Source organism: Streptomyces sp. NPDC005863 (genome assembly GCF_042871345.1).
Lineage (GTDB): Bacteria > Actinomycetota > Actinomycetes > Streptomycetales > Streptomycetaceae > Streptomyces.
Genome location: NZ_JBIAII010000016.1, coordinates 135,186 through 156,866, shown reverse-complemented (window position 1 = coordinate 156,866; position 21,681 = coordinate 135,186). Strand labels below are relative to the sequence as shown.

18 protein-coding genes and 1 riboswitch are annotated in these 21,681 nt (G+C 71.8%); of the genes, 9 read left to right on the top strand and 9 right to left on the bottom strand.

Annotated features, from left to right (window positions below):
* The first annotated feature begins 887 nt into the window (after nt 1–887).
* A complete protein-coding gene (locus ACFYO9_RS36545; protein WP_358778893.1) occupies nt 888–2,162 on the top strand; it encodes a hypothetical protein in 1,275 nt (424 codons plus the stop codon).
* 110 nt (nt 2,163–2,272) lie between these two features.
* Here the strand turns inward: ACFYO9_RS36545 and groL are convergent, their stop codons facing one another.
* From groL to thrC, 4 genes are all read right to left on the bottom strand, one after another.
* Complete coding sequence (groL, locus tag ACFYO9_RS36540) at nt 2,273–3,898, bottom strand: chaperonin GroEL (RefSeq protein ID WP_355807995.1); 1,626 nt, start codon at nt 3,896–3,898, stop codon at nt 2,273–2,275.
* 378 nt (nt 3,899–4,276) lie between these two features.
* Entirely contained in the window at nt 4,277–4,480 is a 204-nt protein-coding gene (locus ACFYO9_RS36535) for a cold-shock protein (RefSeq protein ID WP_005315736.1), read from the bottom strand.
* 421 nt (nt 4,481–4,901) lie between these two features.
* A complete protein-coding gene (locus tag ACFYO9_RS36530) occupies nt 4,902–5,177 on the bottom strand; it encodes a MoaD/ThiS family protein (protein ID WP_150217764.1) in 276 nt (91 codons plus the stop codon).
* Between the two features lie 97 nt (nt 5,178–5,274).
* On the bottom strand, nt 5,275–6,570 hold the full coding sequence (gene thrC / locus ACFYO9_RS36525) for a threonine synthase (protein WP_358778894.1): 1,296 nt from the start codon (nt 6,568–6,570) through the stop codon (nt 5,275–5,277).
* Between the two features lie 17 nt (nt 6,571–6,587).
* A riboswitch (SAM riboswitch) is annotated at nt 6,588–6,744 on the bottom strand.
* Nucleotides 6,745–6,880: 136 nt separating this feature from the next.
* Between thrC and ACFYO9_RS36520 the strand changes: the two genes are divergently transcribed.
* From ACFYO9_RS36520 to ACFYO9_RS36510, 3 genes are all read left to right on the top strand, one after another.
* Complete coding sequence (locus ACFYO9_RS36520) at nt 6,881–7,825, top strand: glucosyl-3-phosphoglycerate synthase (protein ID WP_358778895.1); 945 nt, start codon at nt 6,881–6,883, stop codon at nt 7,823–7,825.
* A gap of 78 nt (nt 7,826–7,903) precedes the next feature.
* Entirely contained in the window at nt 7,904–9,331 is a 1,428-nt protein-coding gene (locus ACFYO9_RS36515; protein ID WP_358778896.1) for a trehalose-6-phosphate synthase, read from the top strand.
* Nucleotides 9,332–9,409: 78 nt separating this feature from the next.
* Nucleotides 9,410–10,906, top strand: a complete 1,497-nt coding sequence (locus tag ACFYO9_RS36510) for a right-handed parallel beta-helix repeat-containing protein (RefSeq protein ID WP_358778897.1) — start codon at nt 9,410–9,412, stop codon at nt 10,904–10,906.
* Here the strand turns inward: ACFYO9_RS36510 and otsB are convergent.
* From otsB to ACFYO9_RS36495, 3 genes are read right to left on the bottom strand one after another with little or no spacing between them, the layout of a single operon-like run.
* Entirely contained in the window at nt 10,894–11,766 is an 873-nt protein-coding gene (otsB, locus tag ACFYO9_RS36505; protein ID WP_358778898.1) for a trehalose-phosphatase, read from the bottom strand. The two genes, ACFYO9_RS36510 and otsB, sit on opposite strands and share 13 nt — an antisense overlap.
* A gap of 19 nt (nt 11,767–11,785) precedes the next feature.
* The gene (locus tag ACFYO9_RS36500) at nt 11,786–12,025 is read right to left on the bottom strand and encodes a DUF3263 domain-containing protein (RefSeq protein WP_358713525.1); all 240 of its coding nucleotides are present in this window, start codon (nt 12,023–12,025) and stop codon (nt 11,786–11,788) included.
* Between the two features lie 17 nt (nt 12,026–12,042).
* Nucleotides 12,043–13,296, bottom strand: a complete 1,254-nt coding sequence (locus ACFYO9_RS36495) for an extracellular solute-binding protein (protein ID WP_358713527.1) — start codon at nt 13,294–13,296, stop codon at nt 12,043–12,045.
* Between the two features lie 285 nt (nt 13,297–13,581).
* Between ACFYO9_RS36495 and ACFYO9_RS36490 the strand changes: the two genes are divergently transcribed.
* From ACFYO9_RS36490 to ACFYO9_RS36470, 5 genes are all read left to right on the top strand, one after another.
* A complete protein-coding gene (locus tag ACFYO9_RS36490; protein WP_355808010.1) occupies nt 13,582–14,475 on the top strand; it encodes a sugar isomerase in 894 nt (297 codons plus the stop codon).
* 160 nt (nt 14,476–14,635) lie between these two features.
* Nucleotides 14,636–15,601, top strand: a complete 966-nt coding sequence (locus tag ACFYO9_RS36485) for an ROK family protein (protein WP_358713530.1) — start codon at nt 14,636–14,638, stop codon at nt 15,599–15,601.
* A complete protein-coding gene (nagA, locus tag ACFYO9_RS36480) occupies nt 15,601–16,740 on the top strand; it encodes an N-acetylglucosamine-6-phosphate deacetylase (RefSeq protein ID WP_355808013.1) in 1,140 nt (379 codons plus the stop codon). The genes ACFYO9_RS36485 and nagA overlap by 1 nt, the downstream gene beginning before the upstream one ends.
* 155 nt (nt 16,741–16,895) lie before the next feature.
* On the top strand, nt 16,896–17,831 hold the full coding sequence (locus tag ACFYO9_RS36475; RefSeq protein WP_358778899.1) for a 1-phosphofructokinase family hexose kinase: 936 nt from the start codon (nt 16,896–16,898) through the stop codon (nt 17,829–17,831).
* Between the two features lie 34 nt (nt 17,832–17,865).
* Nucleotides 17,866–18,714: a class II fructose-bisphosphate aldolase gene (locus tag ACFYO9_RS36470; RefSeq protein ID WP_358778900.1), complete on the top strand. Its 849-nt coding sequence runs from the start codon at nt 17,866–17,868 to the stop codon at nt 18,712–18,714.
* 35 nt (nt 18,715–18,749) lie between these two features.
* Here ACFYO9_RS36470 and ACFYO9_RS36465 read toward each other — a convergent pair whose 3' ends face one another.
* Nucleotides 18,750–19,745 (bottom strand): carbohydrate-binding protein, encoded by a 996-nt coding sequence (locus ACFYO9_RS36465; protein WP_358778901.1) that lies wholly within the window; start codon nt 19,743–19,745, stop codon nt 18,750–18,752.
* A 250-nt stretch (nt 19,746–19,995) separates the two neighbouring features.
* Complete coding sequence (gene cdgB, locus ACFYO9_RS36460) at nt 19,996–21,633, bottom strand: diguanylate cyclase CdgB (RefSeq protein ID WP_358712253.1); 1,638 nt, start codon at nt 21,631–21,633, stop codon at nt 19,996–19,998.
* Between the last annotated feature and the right edge of the window lie 48 nt (nt 21,634–21,681).

Below are 21,681 nucleotides of genomic sequence, written 5' to 3'. Positions count from 1 at the left end.
ACCCGGCAGCGAAAGCCGATGACCCGAGTAGGGAGGCCGCCGGGCTGGCCGAGCCCGTACCGTGGCCTCCGCCCACGATGAGCCGGGCCGCACCCGGCAGCGAACGCCGACGAGCCGACCACACCGGCCGTGGACCGAGCTCGCACCGTGGCGTCGGCGCACGATGAGCCGGGCCGCACCCGGCGATGAAAGGTGATGACCCGAGCGGGGAAGCCGCTGGGGTGGCCGAGCTCGCACCGGGGCGCCCGCCCACGATGGACCGGTCCGCACCCGGCAGCGAAAGTGGATGACCCATCCCAGCAGAGTCCGCCGCCTCACCCCTGGCCGTCCGGGTCGAAGGTCAAGTCGCGGTGTAGGGGCGGGAGTCAAGGGTGGAGCGGAGCGGAATCGGCGGAGCCGACGCGTAGCGCAGCGGAGCGCCCTTTACTGCCGGCCCGGAGGCGCCACACTCCGCAAAACCCCGGGCGGCCCCGGGGACCGTCGAAGGCACCGGGCCACCAAAGGGTGACCTCCGGGCGGCCCCGGCCTCCGGCAAACGCACCGGCCCACCGAAGTCCCGGGCGGCGGCCCCACCCCGGTCGCCTTCGCGACAGACTTTCCGTCGGTTCCCGCGCCCCGACACCCCCCACCCCCCGCCGAGTTGGCCGACGCGCCGACGCCCCGCCAGGGCCCCGCGCCCAGTCCCCCCGTACGCCGCAGGCCAACGCGTCCCGCCCCTCGCGCCCCAGCCGTAACCGGCCGAACCCGGCCTGTCCTAAAGGGTCCTGCCCCGGCCCGCATCCGGGCGCTCCCCCTACCCCGCGACTACCGGACGTACCAAAGATGGCACCGAACGTGACCGGCGCACTTCGCGTACCGCATCGAAGCCGCACCACCGGAGGGGACCCATGACCAAGCCCAGCGATCCCAACGCGTCGAACGAACCGCACGAGCCCGCCGACCCGCAGATCTCCGACGCCTTCGGGGCCGCCGCCCGCGTCACCCTGGCCCCCGGGTCCAGGGAGGCCAGGGAGCGGCCGGCCGAGGCGCCGGAGCCGGACGAGGAGTGGGCCCTGCCGAACGGCAGAGCCTGGGTGTACCTCGCCAACTCCGCGCAGGGGCTCACCCGGCCCGTCATCCTCGGCGACGGGTTCAACAGCGGGCCCAGTGAGCTGGACTTCTCCTGGGAGATCCTGGAGCGCGGCCCGTACCCGTTCATCAGCGCCCTGCGCCGACGCGGCCACGACGTCGTACTCCTCGGCTTCGACGAGCGCAGCGCCTCCATCCTGGACAACGCGCAGGTCGCCCGCGCCGCGATCCTGGAGGCGATCGCGCGGCGCCGGGGCGACCGTCCGCTGACGGTCGGCGGGTTCAGCATGGGCGGGCTCGTCACGCGGTACGCCCTCGCCAGGATGGAACATGAGGGCATCGACCACGAGACGGCGCTCTACTTCTCCTACGACAGCCCGCACCGCGGCGCGTGGATCCCCCTCGCCCTGCAGTCGTTCGCGCACTACATCCGGCGCCTCAACGCGGCGTTCTCGGACCAGATGAACAGCCCGGCCGCCCGTCAGCTGCTGTGGCAGCACATCGCCGAGTGGGACGACACCGCGGAGACCGACAAGGAGCGCGTGGAGTTCCTCGCCGAGCTGGAGCGGGTCGGCGGCTGGCCCGCGCGGCCCCGCAAGATCGGCGTCGCCAACGGCGTGCGCACCGGCGAGGGCAACGGCATCCGCGGCGGCGGGCGAGCCTTCCACGGCAAGGGCCTGGCCATCACCGGCACCCATCTGCACACCCAGCCCGCCGGCGAGAACCAACTCGTCGCGCAGTTGCGCGTGGTGACCCTGCGCAAGCCCCGTATCCACACCTCCGGCCTGCCGGAGACGGACGGCGCGCCCGGCGGCACCCTGGAGGGCTTCGGCATCCTCGCCGACGAGCTGGAGAAGATCCCGGCGATCATCGGTCTCGGCTCCGCGGCCGACATCCGCGCACACTGCTTCGTGCCGACGGTCAGCGCGATCGCGCTGCGCGACATCGACACCCACGAGAAGCTGTACGCGCCGGTGACGGCCGCCGCCGAGGAGGAGAGCGAACTGGACGAGTTCCTCTGCGCCTCCCAGAACGAGGGCCACACCCTGGTGACGGAGGAGCTCTGCAGCTGGATCCTGGACCGGCTGCCGTAGCAGTCGCGGACGGCTCCCGGAAACGCCCACAACGCCCGAGGGCGGCACCCCTTCGTGAGAAGGAGTGCCGCCCTCGGTACGTGAAGACTGGCCTGCCGAGCCGAAGCGGCTCAGAAGTCCATGTCACCGCCCGGCATGCCGCCGCCGGCCGGGGCAGCGCCCGCCTTCTCCGGCTTGTCGGCGATGACGGCCTCGGTGGTGAGGAACAGCGCGGCGATGGAGGCGGCGTTCTGCAGGGCAGAGCGCGTCACCTTCGCCGGGTCGAGGATGCCCTCGGCGATCATGTCGACGTACTCACCGGTCGCGGCGTTCAGGCCGTGGCCGACGGTCAGGTTGCGCACCTTCTCGACGACGACGCCACCCTCGAGACCACCGTTGACGGCGATCTGCTTGAGCGGGGCCTCCAGGGCGAGCTTCACGGCGTTGGCGCCGGTCGCCTCGTCACCCTGCAGGTCGAGCTTCTCGAAGACCGAGGCGGCCTGCAGCAGGGCCACGCCACCGCCGGCGACGATGCCCTCTTCGACGGCCGCCTTCGCGTTGCGGACGGCGTCCTCGATGCGGTGCTTGCGCTCCTTGAGCTCGACCTCGGTCGCGGCACCGGCCTTGATGACGGCCACGCCGCCCGCGAGCTTCGCCAGGCGCTCCTGGAGCTTCTCGCGGTCGTAGTCCGAGTCGCTGTTCTCGATCTCGGCGCGGATCTGGTTGACGCGACCCTGGACCTGGTCGCTCTCACCGGAGCCGTCGACGATCGTCGTCTCGTCCTTGGTGATGACGACCTTGCGGGCGCGGCCGAGCAGGTCGAGACCGGCGTTCTCCAGCTTGAGGCCGACCTCCTCGGAGATGACGGTGCCACCGGTGAGGATGGCGATGTCGCCGAGCATGGCCTTGCGGCGGTCACCGAAGCCCGGGGCCTTGACGGCGACGGACTTGAAGGTGCCACGGATCTTGTTGACGACCAGGGTCGACAGGGCCTCGCCCTCGACGTCCTCGGCGATGATCAGCAGCGGCTTGCCGGACTGCATGACCTTCTCGAGGAGCGGAAGGAGGTCCTTCACGTTCGAGATCTTCGAGTTGACGATCAGGATGTACGGGTCGTCGAGCGACGCCTCCATACGCTCCATGTCGGTGGCGAAGTACGCCGAGATGTAGCCCTTGTCGAAGCGCATGCCCTCGGTGAGCTCGAGCTCGAGACCGAAGGTCTGCGACTCCTCGACGGTGATGACGCCTTCCTTGCCGACCTTGTCCATCGCCTCGGCGATGAGCTCGCCGATCTGGGTGTCGGCGGCGGAGATGGAGGCGGTCGAAGCGATCTGCTCCTTGGTCTCCACGTCCTTGGCCTGCTCGAGCAGGGCGCCGGAGACGGCCTCGACGGCCTTCTCGATGCCGCGCTTGAGGGCCATCGGGTTGGCACCGGCGGCCACGTTGCGCAGACCCTCGCGCACCAGGGCCTGGGCCAGGACGGTCGCGGTCGTCGTGCCGTCACCGGCGACGTCGTCCGTCTTCTTCGCGACCTCCTTGACCAGCTCGGCGCCGATCTTCTCGTACGGGTCCTCGAGCTCGATCTCCTTGGCGATGGAGACACCATCGTTGGTGATCGTGGGGGCGCCCCACTTCTTCTCGAGGACGACGTTGCGACCCTTGGGGCCCAGGGTCACCTTGACGGCGTCGGCGAGCTGGTTCATGCCGCGCTCGAGGCCGCGCCGTGCCTCCTCGTCGAACGCGATGATCTTGGCCATGTGAAGTGGTCCTCCCGGACGGGGTGGAAATGCAAGCAAACGGATCGCACCGGCGCCCGCGACGGACGGCCTGCAAGCCTTGTGGTTCCTTGCCCCACCCGGCCTGCGGGCCTCACCGACCCGATCCAAGTTCTGTCACTCTCACGCGGAGAGTGCTAAGCCCAATGATTAGCACTCGACCCCGTCGAGTGCAAGGTGCTCCCGCGAAGCGGGATCATTGAGGGGCGGCGGTCGGGCGACGGGCGGGCGCAAGCGCCTCTTGAGGATCCGGACAGTGCCGGGCGCGCGGCGCGCGTACCCCGCGCGCACGAGGGGCCCGTACCCCTGATGGGATACGGGCCCCTCGCGATACTTGCTTCGGTGGTCGATCGCGCCGAGCTAGACGGCGAGCTTGACCATGTCCGCCTGCGGACCCTTCTGGCCCTGCGAGATCTCGAATTCGACTCGCTGACCTTCTTCAAGGGTGCGGTACCCGTCCATCTGGATCGCGCTGTAGTGGACGAAAACATCCGCACCACCGTCGACCGCGATGAAGCCGTACCCCTTCTCCGCGTTGAACCACTTGACGGTGCCCTGAGCCATGCCTAACTCCCCTATTACTGGCCCTTGCACAGGACCGCACTTCGCGGACCCGGGTCAGACCTCACCCCCCACTGATTGGGGGTGTGCGCCGGAACGCGTCGACCGCCGCTGAATGTATCTGTCCAACTGCCGTCTGCAACAGGTCAATCGGACGAGAATTCTGGGCACGCGCGATCGGTAATATGCGGAGAATTTGCCGTAATTCAGGGCAAGTCGGGCCGGGCAAAAGCCACATGGGGCTCAAATGGGCGGCGCGCATTGGCTGCTTCTTGTCGACTCCGGGTCGACTTCGTATATGCGCTCGGCACAAACGGCGAAGCACACTTCCCAACTGTACCGCGCTCAACCATGCAGAATTGCCCCCTCCGTTTCTCCGACGGAGAGGGCAATTCGGGTTAAGCAGGGTTCTTGCAGAAAAGGATCAGCCGCCGGCGACGGCCGGAATGATCGAGACGCCCGCACCGTCCGGGGTGGCGGTCTCCAGTCCCTGCTCGAACCGGACGTCGTCGTCGTTGACGTACACGTTCACGAACCGGCGCAGCTTGCCCTGGTCGTCCAGGACGCGGGCGGCGATGCCGGTGTGGTTCTTCTCCAGGTCGGCGATGACCTCCCCGAGGTTCGCCCCCTCGGCGGCGACCTCGGCCTTGCCGCCGGTGTAGGTACGCAGAATGGTGGGGATACGGACGTTGACGCTCATGGGTTTCACCTCGGGGATATCAGGGGGCGGGGGCGCCCCGTCAGGGACGCGGGGAACTGCGCGACCGGCCACGGCCGGCCCGCAGGGAAGCTACGGCCTAACCGGCGAGCCCCGCGGAGCGAAACGCCTCAAGGTTCGGCTTGATCGTGGCGGTCGCCTGGGACCTCTCGGCAACCGCGTCGAGCGTCTTGAGCCCGTCACCGGTGTTCAACACCACCGTGGTGAGGGAGGGATCGATGAGCCCCGCCTCGACGAGCTTCTTCGTGACGCCCACCGTCACCCCGCCCGCGGTCTCCGCGAAGATCCCCTCGCTCCGGGCGAGCAGCTCGATCGCTTCGACGACCTGCTCGTCGTTCACATCCTCCACCGCACCCCCCGTACGCCGCGCGATGTCGAGCACGTACGGCCCGTCGGCCGGGTTGCCGATGGCCAGCGACTTGGCGATGGTGTTCGGCTTCTGCGGGCGGACCACGTCATGGCCGGCCTTGAAGGCCGCCGACACCGGGGAGCACCCCTCCGCCTGCGCGCCGAAGATCTTGTAGGGCTTGTCCTCGACGAGGCCCAGCGCGATGAGCTCCTTCAGCCCCTTGTCGATCTTCGTGAGCTGCGATCCGGAGGCGATCGGGATGACCAGCTGGTCGGGGATGACCCAGCCCAGCTGCTCGCAGATCTCGTACGCGAGGGTCTTGGAGCCCTCGCCGTAGTACGGCCGCAGGTTGACGTTGACGAAGCCCCAGCCCTCGCCCAGCGGGTCGCCGATGAGCTCGGAGCAGAAGCGGTTCACGTCGTCGTAGTTGCCCTCGATGCCGACGAGCTCGCCGCCGTAGACCGCGGCCATGACGACCTTGCCCTGCTCCAGGTCGTGCGGGATGAACACGCAGGAGCGGAAGCCGGCGCGGGCGGCGGCGGCGCCGACGGCGCCCGCGAGGTTGCCGGTGGAGGAGCAGGACAGGGTGGTGAAGCCGAAGGCGCGCGCCGCTTCGAGGGCCTGCGCGACGACGCGGTCCTTGAAGGAGTGCGTGGGGTTGCCGGAGTCGTCCTTGACAAACAACTTGCCCTGTTGGACGCCGAGTTCGGCGGCGAGGTTGTCGGCCTTGACGAGCTTGGTCCAGCCCGGGTTCAGGTTCGGCTTGTCGGCCACGTCGGCGGGGACGGGCAGCAGCGGGGCGTAGCGCCAGATGTTGGCGGGGCCCGCCTCGATCTGCTTGCGCAGGGACTCCGGGTCGCCGAGGGGCAGGTCGTACGCGACTTCGAGGGGGCCGAAACACTCGGCGCAGGCGAAGATCGGGCCGAGCGGGAAAGTGGTGCCGCATTCCCGGCAGGAGAGTCCCGATGCGGGGCCGAGGTCTACGGAGGTGGTGGTGTTCTCGGTGGCGACAGTCTGCACAGCCATGGAGGCGAGGCCCTTTCTCCTCATCTTCCTCGCGACGCATCTCGCCGCGAGACGGATTTGGCACCTTCCCTAGCCGGGAGCCTCGCGGCGCTGATCACTTGATCGCGTACGAGACCGGCTGGAGGGTTGCCGGGGCTTCAACGGGCCGTATCCCTCTGCCCCTCTGGATGAGCGGTATTCGATTGTGTGACGCCCGGGACCCCCGACATGCGGTGGTCATCGGCGTTGTTCAAGACTGTAACCGAAGCCCCGGACCCTAGAGATAGTCGTCCGAACCGCGAGATGGATCACATATGGGAGGACTGCGACCGTGCTGGAAGAGGTCGAGCACTGGCTGAGCAGGCGTTCCTGGTCCGTCGCCGACCGCCCGCTGGATCTCCTGGTCGCCGCCAAACGCGCGTCAGGAACCTCGGTGAGCGTCGTACTGCCCGCGCTCGACGAGGAGGGAACGGTCGGCGAGATCGTCACCAAGATCCGCCGCGCACTGATGGAGGAGGTCCCGCTGGTCGACGAGCTCGTGGTGATCGACTCCGGCTCCTCGGACCGTACGGCCGAGGTGGCGTCGGCGGCGGGCGCCAGGGTCGTGCACCGGGACGAGATCCTGCCGCGCCTGACTCCGGTGCCCGGCAAGGGCGAGGTGCTGTGGCGCTCGCTCCTGGTGACGGGCGGGGACGTCGTGGCGTTCGTCGACGCGGATCTGCGGGAGTTCTCCGCGGACTTCGTCTCGGGCATCGTGGGCCCGCTGCTCACCGACCCGGACGTGGCCTTCGTGAAGGCGATGTACGACCGGCCGCTGGGGTCGGCCGCGGGGCAGGGCGGCCGGGTGACGGAGCTGATGGCGCGCCCGCTCCTGAACATGCACTGGCCGCTGCTCGCGGGGTTCGTCCAGCCGCTGGGCGGCGAGTACGCGGCGCGCAGGTCGCTCCTGGAGCGGCTGCCGTTCCCCGTGGGGTACGGCGTGGAGCTGGGGCTGCTCGTCGACGCGCTGCACACGGTGGGTCTGGACGCGCTGGCGCAGGTGGACGTGGGGGTGCGCAGGCACCGGCACCAGGACGGGCAGGCGCTCGGGCGGATGGCGGCGGCGATCTACCGGACGGCGCAGCTGCGGCTGGCGCGCGGCCATCTCCTGCGGCCGGAGCTGACGCAGTTCGAGCGGGGGGCGGACGGGTTCGTGCCGCGCACGTATCCGGTCGACACGGAGGAGCGCCCTCCGATGACGGGCATCGCGGAGTACGCGCACCGTCGCGTGGCGTAGGGCGTCACATCCGGCCAGGCCGTACGCGGAGTCCGTCCGTACGTTTGCCCGAGCCCGTCACGGGCTACGTTTTGCCACATGGTCTCCGAGTCCGCATCGTCAGCAGCAGCACGATCGTCAGCAGCAGCGCAGGTACTCGTCGCGTCCAACCGCGGCCCCGTCTCGTACACCGTGGGTGAGGACGGGGAGCTGACCGCGAAACGCGGGGGCGGCGGTCTGGTCTCCGGGCTCAGCGCCATCGGTGACGACGCGGACGCGCTGTGGGTGTGCGCGGCGCTCGGCGACGGCGACCGCGAGGCGGTGCGGCGGGGCGTCGGCGAGCCGGGCGTACGGATGCTGGACATCGACGCGGACGTCCACGCGGACGCGTACAACGGCATCGCCAACTCGGTGCTGTGGTTCGTCCACCACATGCTGTACCAGACGCCGCTGGAGCCGGTCTTCGGGCCGGAGTTCCGCGCGCGGTGGGCGGCGTACGAGAGGTACAACCGGGCCTTCGCCGAGGCGCTGGCGGCGGAGGCGGCGCCGGGCGCGGCGGTCCTGGTGCAGGACTACCACCTGACGCTGGTGCCGGGGATGCTCCGCGAGCTCCGGGAGGACGTGCGGATCGGCCACTTCTCACACACGCCGTGGGCGCCCGTCGACTACTTCCGGATGCTGCCGGACGACGTGGCCGAGCAGGTGCTGCGCGGGATGCTGGGCGCCGACCGGCTGGGGTTCCTCACCGGGCGGTGGGCGGACGCGTTCACGGAGTGCTGTGTGCGGGTCGTCGGCGGGACATCGGGCACCCGGATCGGGGTGCACGGGCTCGGCGCCGACGCGGACTTCCTGCGGGAGCGCTCGCGGCGGGACGACGTCGAGGAGCGGATGCGGACGCTGCGCGGGCAGGCGGGTACGCAGGACGGGGAGGACCGGAAGCTGATCGTCCGGGTGGACCGGACGGAGCTGTCGAAGAACATCGTGCGCGGCCTGCACGCCTACCGCGAGCTCCTCGACACCCACCCCGAGTGGCGCGAACGCGTCGTGCACGTCGCCTTCGCCTACCCCTCGCGGCAGGACCTGGCGGTGTACCGCGAGTACACGGCGGAGGTCTCCCGGGTCGCCGAGTCCATCAACTCCGCGTACGGGACGCCCGGCTGGACCCCGGTCCTGCTGCACGTCGACGACGACTTCGCGCGCTCGCTCGCCGCCTACCGGATGGCGGACGTGGCGCTGGTCAACCCGATCCGGGACGGCATGAACCTGGTCGCGAAGGAGGTGCCGGTCGTCTCCGACGAGGGCTGCGCGCTGGTCCTGTCGCGGGAGGCGGGCGCCCACGAGGAGCTCGGCGATGACGCGCTCACCGTGAACCCGTACGACGTGTCGGCCACCGCCGAGGCGCTGCACACCGGCCTGTCGATGCCCGCGGAGGAGCGCGCCGAGCGCACCAAGCGCCTCGCCGCGGCGGCCACCGCGCTGCCCCCCGCCCAGTGGTTCCTGGACCAGCTCCACGCCCTCACCGGCTGACGGCGCGGGGCCGGGCAGTCCAAGGGCCGCTTCGGTTTGTCCATGGGCGCGGGGCGGGTGCCTCACTACGGTCACCGCATGACCCCGCGTCGTACGAGCACCGTGATCCTGGCCGCTCTCGCCGTGGCGGGCGTGGGCCTCGCGCCCACCGCCGCCGCGCGGACCGGCACCGCGTACCACGTCGACTGCGCCGCAGGCGACGACCACGCGTCCGGCACCTCGGCGGGAGCGGCCTGGCGGAGTGTGGCCCGAGCGAGCGCGCACACCTTCGGCCCCGGCGACCGGCTCCTGCTGAAGCGGGGCACAAGCTGCACGGGGGTGCTGGCTCCCCAAGGTGCGGGTGCGGCCGGCGCCCCCGTGCGGATCGGCGCGTACGGCGACCGGCGGGCCGCCAAACCGCACATCGAGGGCGGCGGTGCCCGCGCGGCGCTGCACCTCGTCAACACCGAGCAGTGGGAGATCCGCGACCTGGACCTCTCCAACACCGGCCCCGCCACCACCACCGACCGCCGCGCGGGCCTCTATGTCCGGCTCGCCGACTACGGCACCGCGCACCACTTCGTCGTCGACGGCGTCGACGTGCACGACGTGAACGGCGCCGACTTCAAGGACCCGGACCCCAGCGGCGGCATCCTCTTCACCGTCCAGGGCACCGCGAAGCCCACCCGCTTCGACGGGGTGCGCGTGGAGGACTCCACGGTGCGCCACGTCGACCGCACCGGCATCGGCACCATGTCGACGTGGGACGGGCCGGGGCGGTTCTCCACCGGGGTACTGTTCCGGCGGAACAAGGCGTACGACGTGGGCGGCGACGGCATCGTCGTCCACGAGACGGCGAAGGCCCGCGTCGAGCACAACCACGTCGACGGCTTCAACATGCGCTCGGCCGGCTACAACGCGGGTGTGTGGGCCTGGGAGTCCGAGGACGCGCTGTATCAGTACAACGAGGTCACCGGCGGGCACGGGACGCGGGACTCGATGGCGTACGACATCGACGGCGGCAACGTCCGCAACGTCTACCGGTACAACTACAGCCACGACAACGAGGGCGGCTTCCTGCTCGTCTGCAACGGCGAGGGCAAGGTCAGCGACGGCAACCGCGTCCACGACAACATCAGCGTCAACGACCGCAACACGGCCGCCCCGTACGGGGTGATCTCGGTGGTGTGCGGGGCGACCACGGACACGCAGGTCTACCGCAACACCGTCGTCACCGACCGCGCGGACACCGCCCTGGTCTCGAACAACGGGCCCACCGGGGTGACCTTCCGCGACAACGTCTTCGTCGGCGCGGCCCCCGGAGCCGCATCCCCCACCGGCTCCCCCATCAAGGACACCGTCAGCACCTACGAGAGCAACCTGTACCGGAACACCGCGCAGCCCCGCGACCCGAAGGCCGTCGACGCCGACCCGCTGTTCGTCGCGGCGCACCCGACGCGGCCGGACGACGTGCGGCTGCGGCCGGGCTCGCCGGCGCGCGGCGCGGGCGCGGGGACCGTCGACGGCACCCGGTACGACTACTTCGGGCACCGGATCCCCGTCCCGCCCGGCATCGGGGCCGATCAGTCGAGCTGACCGGTGATCGCCGTCAGCAGTGCCACCACTCCGGCCGGGCCGTCCACCACCAGGTCGGCCCGGTCGGCGAGGTCCGCGACCTCGGTGCTGCCGCTGCACACCAGCAGGCCCGCGACCCCCTCCGAGCGGAGCTTCTCCACGGCGCCGAAGGCGGGCAGGTCGCCGAGGTCGTCGCCCGCGTAGAGGACGGACTCGGCGCCCACCTCGCGCAGGTACTCGGCGAGCGCCACGCCCTTGTCCATGCCGGGCGGCCGCAACTCCAGGACCATGCGGCCCGGCTCGACGATGAGGCCGTGCCGGTTCGCCAGCTCCGCGAGCGGTTCGCGGAGCGCCTCGAAGGCGGCCTGCGGGTCCGAGGCGCGGCGGGTGTGGACCGCGACGGCGCGGCCCTTCTCCTCGATCCAGGTGCCGCGCCATGCGTTGATCGCGTCGAGGAAGCCGGGCAGTTCGGCGCGGACGGCCGCGACGCCCGGGTGCGGCTCGGCGGCGTGCACGGTGCCGGTGACGGCGTCCCAGCGCTCGGCGCCGTAGTGCCCGAGGACGACGAGGTGCTCCAGGCCGGCGGCGCCCGCGAAGCCGCCGTGGCGGACGGCGACGCCCGCGGGGCGCCCGGTGACCACGGCGACCGACCGCAGCCGCGGTGCGAGCGCGGCGAGCGCGGGCACGGCGCCGGGGTGGGCGCGGGCCTGTTCGGGGTCGGGCACGATCGCGGCGAGCGTGCCGTCGAAGTCCAGGGCCACGACGGCGCGTTCGGGCCGGGCGAGGAGCGCGGCGAGGCCGTCGCGCCCGGCCGGCGTCACGGGCTCGGGCAGGCCGGGGCGTCCGGGCCCGGCGGGCTGCGTGTACGTAGGGTCACCCATGGGCCCGACCTTAACCGCGTCAGCGCTCGTCGCGCCGTGACTCCCGCACCCGGCGCAGCCGATTGACCGTAATCGGGTCGTGGGCGAGCGCGCGGGCGTCGTCCAGGAGGGCGTTCAGGACCTGGTAGTAGCGGACCGGCACCATGCCGAGCTCCTCGCGGATGGCGCGTTCCTTCGCGCCGGGGCCCGGCCACGGGCGCCGCTCCAGGGCGAGGACGGCGCGGTCCCGCGCGGAGAGCTCCGGTTCCTGATGGTTCATGCGGCCACGGTAAGCCTCTACTCGGCGTTCTCCTCGGCCGCTGCGCGGTTCTGGATGCCGGTGAGGACGGAGGCGGGGTTGCCGCCCTCCTCGACGGTCCTGCCGATGTTCTTCTTGACCTCCGCGGACACCTGCGCCCAGGAGGTCTTGCCGACCGGGTAGAGCTGCGAGGTGGGAAGCTCGTCGAGGAACTTGCCGAGCGCGGTGTGGCCGCGCTCGGCGGCCATCGCCTGGGACGCGGAGGTGGTCACCGGCAGGATGTCGTACTCGTTCGAGAAGTCGAGCACGTTCTTCTTGCTGTAGACGTAGTCGAGGAACTTGCCGGCCTCCTTGCGGTGGCCGTTCTGCTTGAACGCCATCATCCAGTCGGCGACGCCCATCGTGGCCTGCGCCTTGCCGTTGCGGCCCGGCGCGGGGACCATGCCGAACTTGACGCCCTTCTTGGCGGCCATCTTCATCAGCGTCGGGTGGCCGTTGAGCATGCCGACCTCGCCGCGCGAGAAGGCCGCGAAGGCGTCGGCGCGGTTCATCTTTCCGGGCGGCGTCGGGCCGGTCAGGCCCTCGCCGACGAGCTCGTCGCGGAGCCAGGAGAACGTCTTGGCGTTCTCCTTGGAGTCGATGGCGTACGAGCCGACGTTGTCGGTGTAGCCGCCGCCGCCGCTGAGCATCCACATCAGCGTCTCGGCGGGCGCCTCCTCCGGGCCCAGCGGCAGCGCGTACGGGATCTTCACGCCGCGCGCCTTGAGCGCCTTCGCGTCCGCCTGCAGCTCGGTCCAGCTCTGCGGCGGGGTGAGGTGGGCGTCCTTGAAGAGCTTGGTGTTGTAGAAGAGCAGGCGGGTCGAGGAGGCGAACGGCATGCCGTACTGGATGCGGTTGACCTCGCCGGCCTGGGAGAGCGGGGCGAGGAAGTCGGCCTGGGTGGCGATCGAGAGGAGCTCGTCGGCCTCGTAGAGCTTGCCCTGCGCGGCGTAGTCGGCGTAGGCGCCGATCTGCGCCAGGTCGGGGGCCTCGCCCTTCTTGACCATGTCCTTGACGTCGCGGTCCACGTCGTTCCAGGAGCGTACGGTGACGTCGATCTTGATGCCGGGGTTCTCCTTCTCGAACCCTTCGGCCAGCTTGTCCCAGTACTTCTTGGAGCTGTTCGCCGCGGAGTCGCCGTAGTCGGCGGCCACCAGCTTGAGGGTGACGTCGCCGGAGTCGCCGGGACCGCCGCAGCCGGCGAGCACGCCCGCCATGCCCAGTGCGGCCACCGCCGCGGTCAGTCCTGTCACGCGCCGCTGCACAGCTGTCCCACCCTCATTGCTTCCACGTCCCGGGGCGTCTTCGCCCCCGCGCTCTTGAACTGCGAGTTTCCCCCGAGTCCGGACACAAGGTCTACACCACCCGAGTATCACTTGTGCAACGGCCTCCACAGGCACCCCCACGGGCGCTTCCGCGGACGCCTCCGCCACGGCTGATCATTGCCGTGCGCGGCCGGCGACTGCTATGCACGTGTCGGCACAGCTCAGCGAAACCCCGCACCAGTCCAGCCCCGCACTGACGAGGAGCCTCGGCGCATGTCGCGTACCGCAGCAGAAATAGCAACCCAGCCCGCCTGCTGGAACCGGGCGGTGGAGGCGGCCGCCACCTTCGAGGGGCTGCCGAGGACGGGTGAGCGGGTCGCCGTCACCGGATGCGGGACGTCGTGGTTCATGGCCATCGCGTACGCGGCGCTGCGGGAGGCCGCGGGCCTCGGCGAGACGGACGCCTTCGCCTCGTCGGAGTTCCCGGCGGGGCGGACGTACGACCGGGTCGTGGCGATCACCCGGTCCGGTACGACGACGGAGGTCCTGGAGCTGCTCGGGCAGCTGAAGGGGAAGGTGGCGACGGTCGCGCTGACCGCCGACCCCAAGACCCCGGTCATGGACGCGGCGGACGCGGTGGCCGTCCTGGACTGGGCCGACGAGGAGTCGGTGGTCCAGACCCGCTTCGCCACGACGGCGCTCGCCTTCCTGCGGGCCGGGCTCGGCGACATCCCCGGTGTCAAGTCGGTGACGGAGGCGGCCGTCGACGCGGAGCTCGCGGTGACGGAGCCGCTGCCGGCGTCGGTGGTGGGCGCCGAGCAGTGGACGTTCCTGGGGCGCGGCTGGACGTACGGGCTCGCGCTGGAGGCGGCCTTGAAGATGCGCGAGGCGGCGGGGGCGTGGACGGAGTCGTACCCGGCGATGGAGTACCGGCACGGCCCGATCTCCATCACAGGGCCCGGCCGGGTGACGTGGATGTTCGGTGTGCTGCCGGAGGGGCTCGCGGGCGACGTGGCCCGGGTGGGCGGCGAGCTGGTGGCCCGCCAGGAGGCGGACCCGCTGGCCGAGCTGATCCGGGCGCAGCGGCTCGCGGTGGCGCTCGCGGAGTCCCGCGGCTACGACCCGGACCGCCCCCGCAACCTCACGCGCAGCGTGATCCTCCCGTAGGCCGTAGGCCGGGCGGGGTTTCCCGGGGCGGGGCAGGCCCCGGGAGACCCCGCGCCCGGCCCTCCGGGAGCTCTGCCCGACCCCCCGGAACCCCCGATACCCCCACAAGAAGCCGAAGTGGACTAGACCTTTCCAGGGGGAACGCGCGAGACTGTCCCCCGTGAGACACGTCATCGCCCTCGATGTGGGCGGCACCGGAATGAAGGCCGCCCTCGTAGGGGCGGACGGCACGCTGCTGTACGAGGCGCGCCGCCCCACCGGCCGCGACCGGGGCGCCGACGCCGTCGTCGAGTCCATCCTCGACTTCGCCGCGGACCTGCGCGCCCACGGCGCCGCCCGCTTCGGCGAACCCGCCGCCGCGGCCGGCGTCGCCGTCCCCGGCATCGTCGACGCCGAGCGCGGCATCGCCGTGTACGCGGCGAACCTCGGCTGGAGCGACGTCCCGCTCCGCGACCTCCTCAGCACCCGCCTGGAAGGCGTCCCCGTGGCCCTCGGCCACGACGTCCGCACCGGCGGCCTCGCCGAGGGCCGCATCGGCGCGGGCAAGGGCGCCGACCGCTTCCTCTTCGTACCGCTCGGCACCGGCATCGCCGGCGCCATCGGCATCGGCGGCGCCATCGAGCCCGGCGCCCACGGCTCGGCCGGCGAGATCGGCCACATCGTCGTGCGCCCCGGCGGCCCGCCCTGCGGCTGCGGTCAGCGCGGCTGCCTGGAGCGCCTCGCCTCCGCCTCCGCCGTGAGCAAGGCCTGGGCCGAGGCGAGCGGCGACCCTCAGGCGGACGCCGCGGACTGCGCGAAGGCCGTGGAGTCCGGCGACCCGCGGGCCCGCGCGGTCTGGCAGGACGCCGTCGACGCCCTCGCCGACGGCCTGCTCACCGCCCTCACTCTGCTGGACCCGCACACGCTGATCATCGGTGGCGGTCTCGCGGAGGCGGGGGAAACGTTGTTCACGCCGCTGCGGGCCGCCGTCGCGGCGCGCGTCGTCCAGTTCCAGACGCTGCCCGACATCGTCCCCGCGGCCCTCGGCGACACCGCCGGGTGCCTGGGCGCGGGCCTGCTCGCCTGGGACCTCGTCGACCGGAAAACCGGCGACCGGAATACCGACCCCACGGAGGTAGCCACCTGATGGCCACTAGCAAGGTTCTCGCCGGTGCACAGGTGGTCCTGCCCACCGGGACCCTCACCGACGGCCGAGTGATCGTCGACGGCACCCGCATCGCGGGCAGCGCGCCCGCCGACGCCGAGACCGTCGACCTCACCGGCCACTGGGTGGTCCCCGGCTTCGTCGACCTGCACAACCACGGCGGCGGCGGCGCGTCCTTCACCTCCGGCACCGTCGAGGACGTCCTGAAGGGCGTGCACACGCACCGGCTGCACGGCACCACCACCGTCGTCGCCTCGACCGTCACCGGCGAGATGGACTTCCTCGTCGAGCGCGCCGGGGTGCTCTCCGAACTCGCCGAGCAGGGCGACATCGCCGGCATCCACTTCGAGGGCCCCTTCATCTCCCCGTGCCGCAAGGGCGCGCACAGCGAGGGCCTGCTCCGCCACCCCGACCCCGCCGACGTCCGCAAGCTGATCGACGCGGCCCGCGGCCAGGCCAGGATGTGCACGCTCGCCACCGAACTGCCGGGCGGCCTCGACTCCGTACGCCTCCTCGCCGAGCACGGCGTCGTCGCGGCGATCGGCCACACCGACGCCACGTACGAGCAGACGGTGGCCGCGATCGACGCGGGCGCCACCGTCGCCACGCACCTGTTCAACGCCATGCCGGGCCTCGGCCACCGCGACCCGGGCCCGATCGCCGCGCTCCTGGAGGACGAGCGGATCACCGTCGAGCTGATCAACGACGGCACCCACCTCCACCCGGCCGCCTTCGAGCTGGCCTTCCACCACGCGGGCGCGGACCGCGTCGCGCTGATCACCGACGCGATGGACGCGGCCGGCTTCGGCGACGGCCGCTACATGCTCGGCCCGCTGGAGGTCGAGGTGAAGGACAGCGTGGCGCGGCTCGTCGAGGGCGGCTCCATCGCGGGGTCGACCCTCACCCAGGACCGCGCGTTCAAGCGCTCGGTGACCGTCGACGGGCTGTCCGTCGAGGACACCGTCCGCGCCGTCTCCGCCAACCCGGCCCGGCTCCTCGGGATGTACGACCGGGTGGGGTCCCTGGAGCCCGGCAAGGACGCCGACCTGGTCGTCCTGGACGCCTCGTTCGACGTCAAGGGCGTGCTGCGCAAGGGCGAATGGGTGATTGCGCCCGTTTGACCCCCGCAGCGCCCCTGCTGACCCCTGCTCATCCGTCCCGGACACAAGGCGGTTGGCCCTCACCTCTGGGCCAACCGCCTTCTGTTTGGCATGATCAGAACCCTGGAAACGCCAACGGCACGCGCGTACGAACAGGCACTTCGGGGGTGGTACGAGTGATCCTCACCGTCACACTGAACACCGCCCTCGACCTCACCTACCGCGTCCCCGCGCTCACCCCGCACGCCTCGCACCGCGTCACCGAGGTGACCGAACGCCCCGGCGGCAAGGGCCTGAACGTCGCCCGCGTGCTCGCCGCCCTCGGCCACGACGTGACGGTCACCGGTTTCGCCGGCGGCGACACCGGCCGCCTCCTGCACGAACGGCTCGCGGACGACCCCCACCTCACCGACGCGCTCGCCCCGGTCGCCGGCGCCACCCGCCGCACCCTCGCCGTGGTCGACGCGGCGAGCGGCGACACCACCCAGCTCAACGAACCCGGCCCGACCGTCACACCCGCCGAATGGGCCGCCTTCCTGGACACCTACGAGGAGCTGGTGCACCGCGCCGGCCTGGCCGCGGTCGCCCTCTGCGGCAGCCTGCCGCCCGGCGTCCCCGTCGGGGCGTACGCGCTCCTCGTACGGGCCGCACGCGCCGCCCGCGTCCCGGTCCTGCTCGACACCAGCGGGGAGCCGCTGCGCCGCGGGGTCGCCGCCCGCCCCGACATCGTCAAGCCCAACGCCGACGAGCTCGCCGAGCTGACCGGCTCCCACGAGCCGGACCGGGCCACCCGGGACGCCCGCCGCAGGGGCGCGCACACCGTGGTGGCCTCGCTCGGCGCCGACGGGCTCCTCGCGGTGACGCCGGACGGCAGCTGGCGGGCGCGTCCGCCGTCCCGGGTGCGCGGCAACCCGACCGGCGCCGGCGACTCGGCGGTGGCGGGGCTGCTGTCCGCGCTCGCCGAGGGGCTGCCGTGGCCGGACCGCCTGGCCCGCGCGGTCGCCCTGTCGGCGGCGACGGTGGTGGCGCCGGTGGCGGGCGAGTTCGACCCCGCCACGTACCAAGATCTGCTGCCTCGTGTCGCGGTGACCCGGCAGGTCACCGCGGCCTGAACCTCCGCACCGCCTAGAGCAATTGGGGAGAACCGTGTCACTGGTCAGCACCGGCGAACTCGTCGCGGAGGCCCGCGACGCGGGTCACGGCGTCGCCGCGTTCAACGTCATCACGCTGGAGCACGCGGAGGCGGTGGCGCTGGGCGCGGAGCGGGCCGGGCTCCCCGCGATCCTGCAGATATCGGAGAACGCCGTGCGGTTCCACGGCGGCCGGCTCGCCCCGATCGCGGCGGCGAGCGCCGCGGTGGCCCGCGCCTCCACGGCCCGGCTCTCCCTCCACCTCGACCACGTGACGGACGTGGACCTGCTGCGGGCCTCGCACGCCGAGGGCTTCAGCTCGGTCATGTTCGACGCGTCGAAGCTGACGTACGACGAGAACGTGAAGGCGACGGCGGACGCGGTGCGTTGGGGCCACGAGCGCGGCATCTGGGTGGAGGCGGAGCTCGGGCAGGTCGGCGGGAAGGAGGGCGAGGCGCCGCTGGACGCACACGCGCCGGGGGTGCGCACGGACCCGGCGGAGGCGGCCGCGTACGTCGCGGGGACGGGCGTGGACGCCCTCGCGGTGGCGGTGGGCTCCTCGCACGCGATGACGGAGCGCACGGCGGCCCTGGACCACGAGTTGATCGGCTCGCTCGCCGCGGCCGTGCCCGTCCCGCTCGTGCTGCACGGCTCAAGTGGCGTACCGGACGAGGAGATCCGCCGGGCCATCGCCGCCGGCATGGTGAAGATCAACGTCGGCACGGCCCTCAACACGGCGTTCACCGGCGAGGTCCGCGGCTACCTGGCCGCCCACGCGACGGGCGTCGACCCCCGCAAATACCTCGCCCCGGCCCGCGAGGCGATGGCCGGGACGGTGGCGGGTTTCCTGGGGCTCCTGAAGTAACCCTCAGGAGCCCGCCCGCAGTTCGTGAGGGGGCGCTAGCCCTTGTCGCCCTTCACGAGCCACATCTGGTCGATGTTGGCGCCGGTCGTCCCGCACAGGTCGCTCTGCGCGCAGGTGAGCGAGATGGTGTTGGTGCCCTTGGTGAGCTGGACCACCGCCCAGGTGTTGGTCCAGCCCTTCTCCCAGTCGCCCTCGTCCGCGTGCGCGAAGTTCTCCATGTTCAGCGGGCGGATCTGCTTCTTGCCGTTGACCAGGATGGTGGCGTTGGAGTCCTTGCCGGGCACCCCGTAGTGCACCCGGAGGCTGTACGCGCCGCTCTTGGGGATGCCGTTGACGGTCCAGGTCACCTGCGCGCCGACCTTGTCGAACCCGGCCACGTAGGTCCCGCCGTCCGCCTTGGCGCCGTCGACGTCGGACGCCGTGGTCGTGCCGCCGTCCAGCTTCAGGGCCTTCGCGTCGGTCTTGGGCAGGTCGGCCTGCTTCGCGGGCTTCTTGCTCGGCTTCTCGCTCGGCTCGACGGACGAGGCCTGCGACGGCTTGCCGCCGGCGTTCGCGTCGTCGCTCTTGTCGTCGTCGTTGCCGAAGATCAGGGCGGCGCCGATGCCGAGCCCGACGACCGCGACCACCGAGACCGCGGCGATCAGCAGCCCCTTGGTGTTCGGCCCCCGGCCCCGGCCGCCGCCCGCGGGCGCGTACTGCGGCGTGGTGACGGGAGCGCCGCCGGGCTGCGCCTCGGGCGCCGTGTAGTGGGCGTTCGGCCGGCCGTAGCCCTGCTGGGGCTGCTGCTGCGGCGGGACCTGCTGCCCGTACGCCTGCTGGCCGTACGTCTGCTGCTGCCCATAGGAGGGACGACGGTCGCCGACCGCTCTGACCTGGTTGTACGAGGAGCGGGGCCCGGGGTACCCGTAGCCACCCCCGCCGCTGGGCGGGGTCGCTCCGGCCGCCTGTCCGTCCTCGTACAGGTAGCCGAACGGATCGTCGTCGCCCTGCGGCGCGCTCGGCGTGTTCTCGCCGTTATTGCCGGGCGTCATTCCCAGGTCACTCCCTCATATCGCTGACGCCCGGGAGCCTACCCGGTCCGAGTGAGCCCAAGGGGTGGCGTTGACCTCATCCGGACGGCCAGGGTCTTTCGTTTGGGTCAGGCCGGGCTCGCGGGGACTGGCACGCACGCTCGCGGCGTTGTCGTCGGTCGCCATGGCTCCGCCATGCCTCCCTCCTCCGCCTTGCGATCGCACGCACCAGACCCCGCTCCCTGATCCGGCCCGACCCAAACGAAAGACCCTATCCGGCCCTGCGGTGCTGCTTGGCACGTGACCGTTTCTCCACGTACATCCGCTGGTCGGCGGAGTGCAACACTTCGTCCGCCGACATCCCGCAGTGCGCCCAGCCGATGCCGAAACTCGCCCCCACCCGGACCGCCCTGCCGTCGACGCGGATCGGCGGGATGATCGCGTTCCGCAGCCGGACCGCGAGGTCCTGGGCGTCGGCGCGGCCGAGCCCGTCGGCGAGCACCACGAACTCGTCGCCGCCGAGCCGCGCCACGGTGTCCCCGTCCCGCACCCCGTGGGTGAGGCGGCGGGCGACCTCGATGAGGACGGCGTCGCCGGTGTGGTGCCCGAACCTGTCGTTGATCGACTTGAAGCCGTCGAGGTCGCAGAAGAGGACAGCGAGACCCTTGGTGCCGTCGTCCACGTCGTTCTCCCCGCCCTCGGGGGCGACCGTGTGGACGTGGTGGTCGAAGCCGTCGTCCGCCCGGTGCGCGGCGGGCCCGAAGTCGAAGCCGTGTTCGTAGGCGGCGTCGAGGGAGTCGACGGCGCTGGGCTGGCCGGCGTGCGGCCTGCGGCAGAGGCGGGCGCTGAGCCGGGCGCGCAGCTCGGCGGAGTTGGGCAGGCCGGTGAGCGAGTCGTGCGAGGCGCGGTGGGCGAGCTGGAGTTCGCGCCGCTTGCGCTCCTCGATGTCCTCGACGTGGGTGAGCAGGAAGCGCGGCCCGTCGGCGGCGTCGGCGACGACGGAGTTGCGCAGCGACACCCACACGTACGTCCCGTCGCGGCGCGCGAGCCGCAGCTCGGCGCGGCCGCCCTCGGCGGAGGTGCGCAGCAGGGTGCCGATGTCCTCGGGGTGGACGAGGTCGGAGAAGGAGTAGCGCCGCATCGCGGAGGCGGGCCTGCCGAGCAGCCGGCAGAGCGCGTCGTTGGTGCGCAGGATCCGCCCGTGCTGGTCGCCGCCCATCTCGGCGATGGCCATGCCGGAGGGCGCGTACTCGAAGGCCTGCCGGAACGACTCCTCGCTGGCCCGCAGTGCCTGCTGCTCGCGCTCCAGACGGACCAGGGCGCGCTGCATGTTGGCGCGCAGGCGGGCGTTGCTGATGGCGATGGCGGCCTGGAAGGCGTACATCTGCAGGGCCTCGCGGCCCCAGGCGCCGGGCCTGCGGCCGTTGCGGGGCCGGTCCACGGAGATCACGCCGAGCAGTTCGCCGCCGGCCGCGCCGGTCGCGTACATGGGGGCGAAGAGGCGGTCGGAGGGGTGCCACTCGTCCTCGAAGCGGGGCTCGGGGCCCTCGGTGTACCACTGCGGAACGTCATCGTCGTCGAGGACCCAGCCCTCGGTGTACGAGATGAAGCGCAGCGCGCCCCACGCCTCGCCCATCGCGAGCCGGCGCTCCCAGGCGTCCCGGGAGCCGACGCGGCCGGTGATGAGCGCCTCGGCGGAGGAGTTGCCGGCGAAGGCGGCGACGACGAGGTCGCCGTCCGGGCGCACGAGATTGACACACGCCAGCTCATAGCCAAGGCCGTTGACGACGCCGTCGGCGACGGTCTGCAGCGTGTCCGCCAGGCTCCGGGCCGTGTTCAGCTCCGCTACCACCTGGTGCAGCTGCCGCAGGGTCGCAAGACGGACGTACGGCTCCGACTCGGTCTCCATGCTCGTTCTCCCCGAGACCTCGACAGCAACTCCAGGATGCGCAGCGTC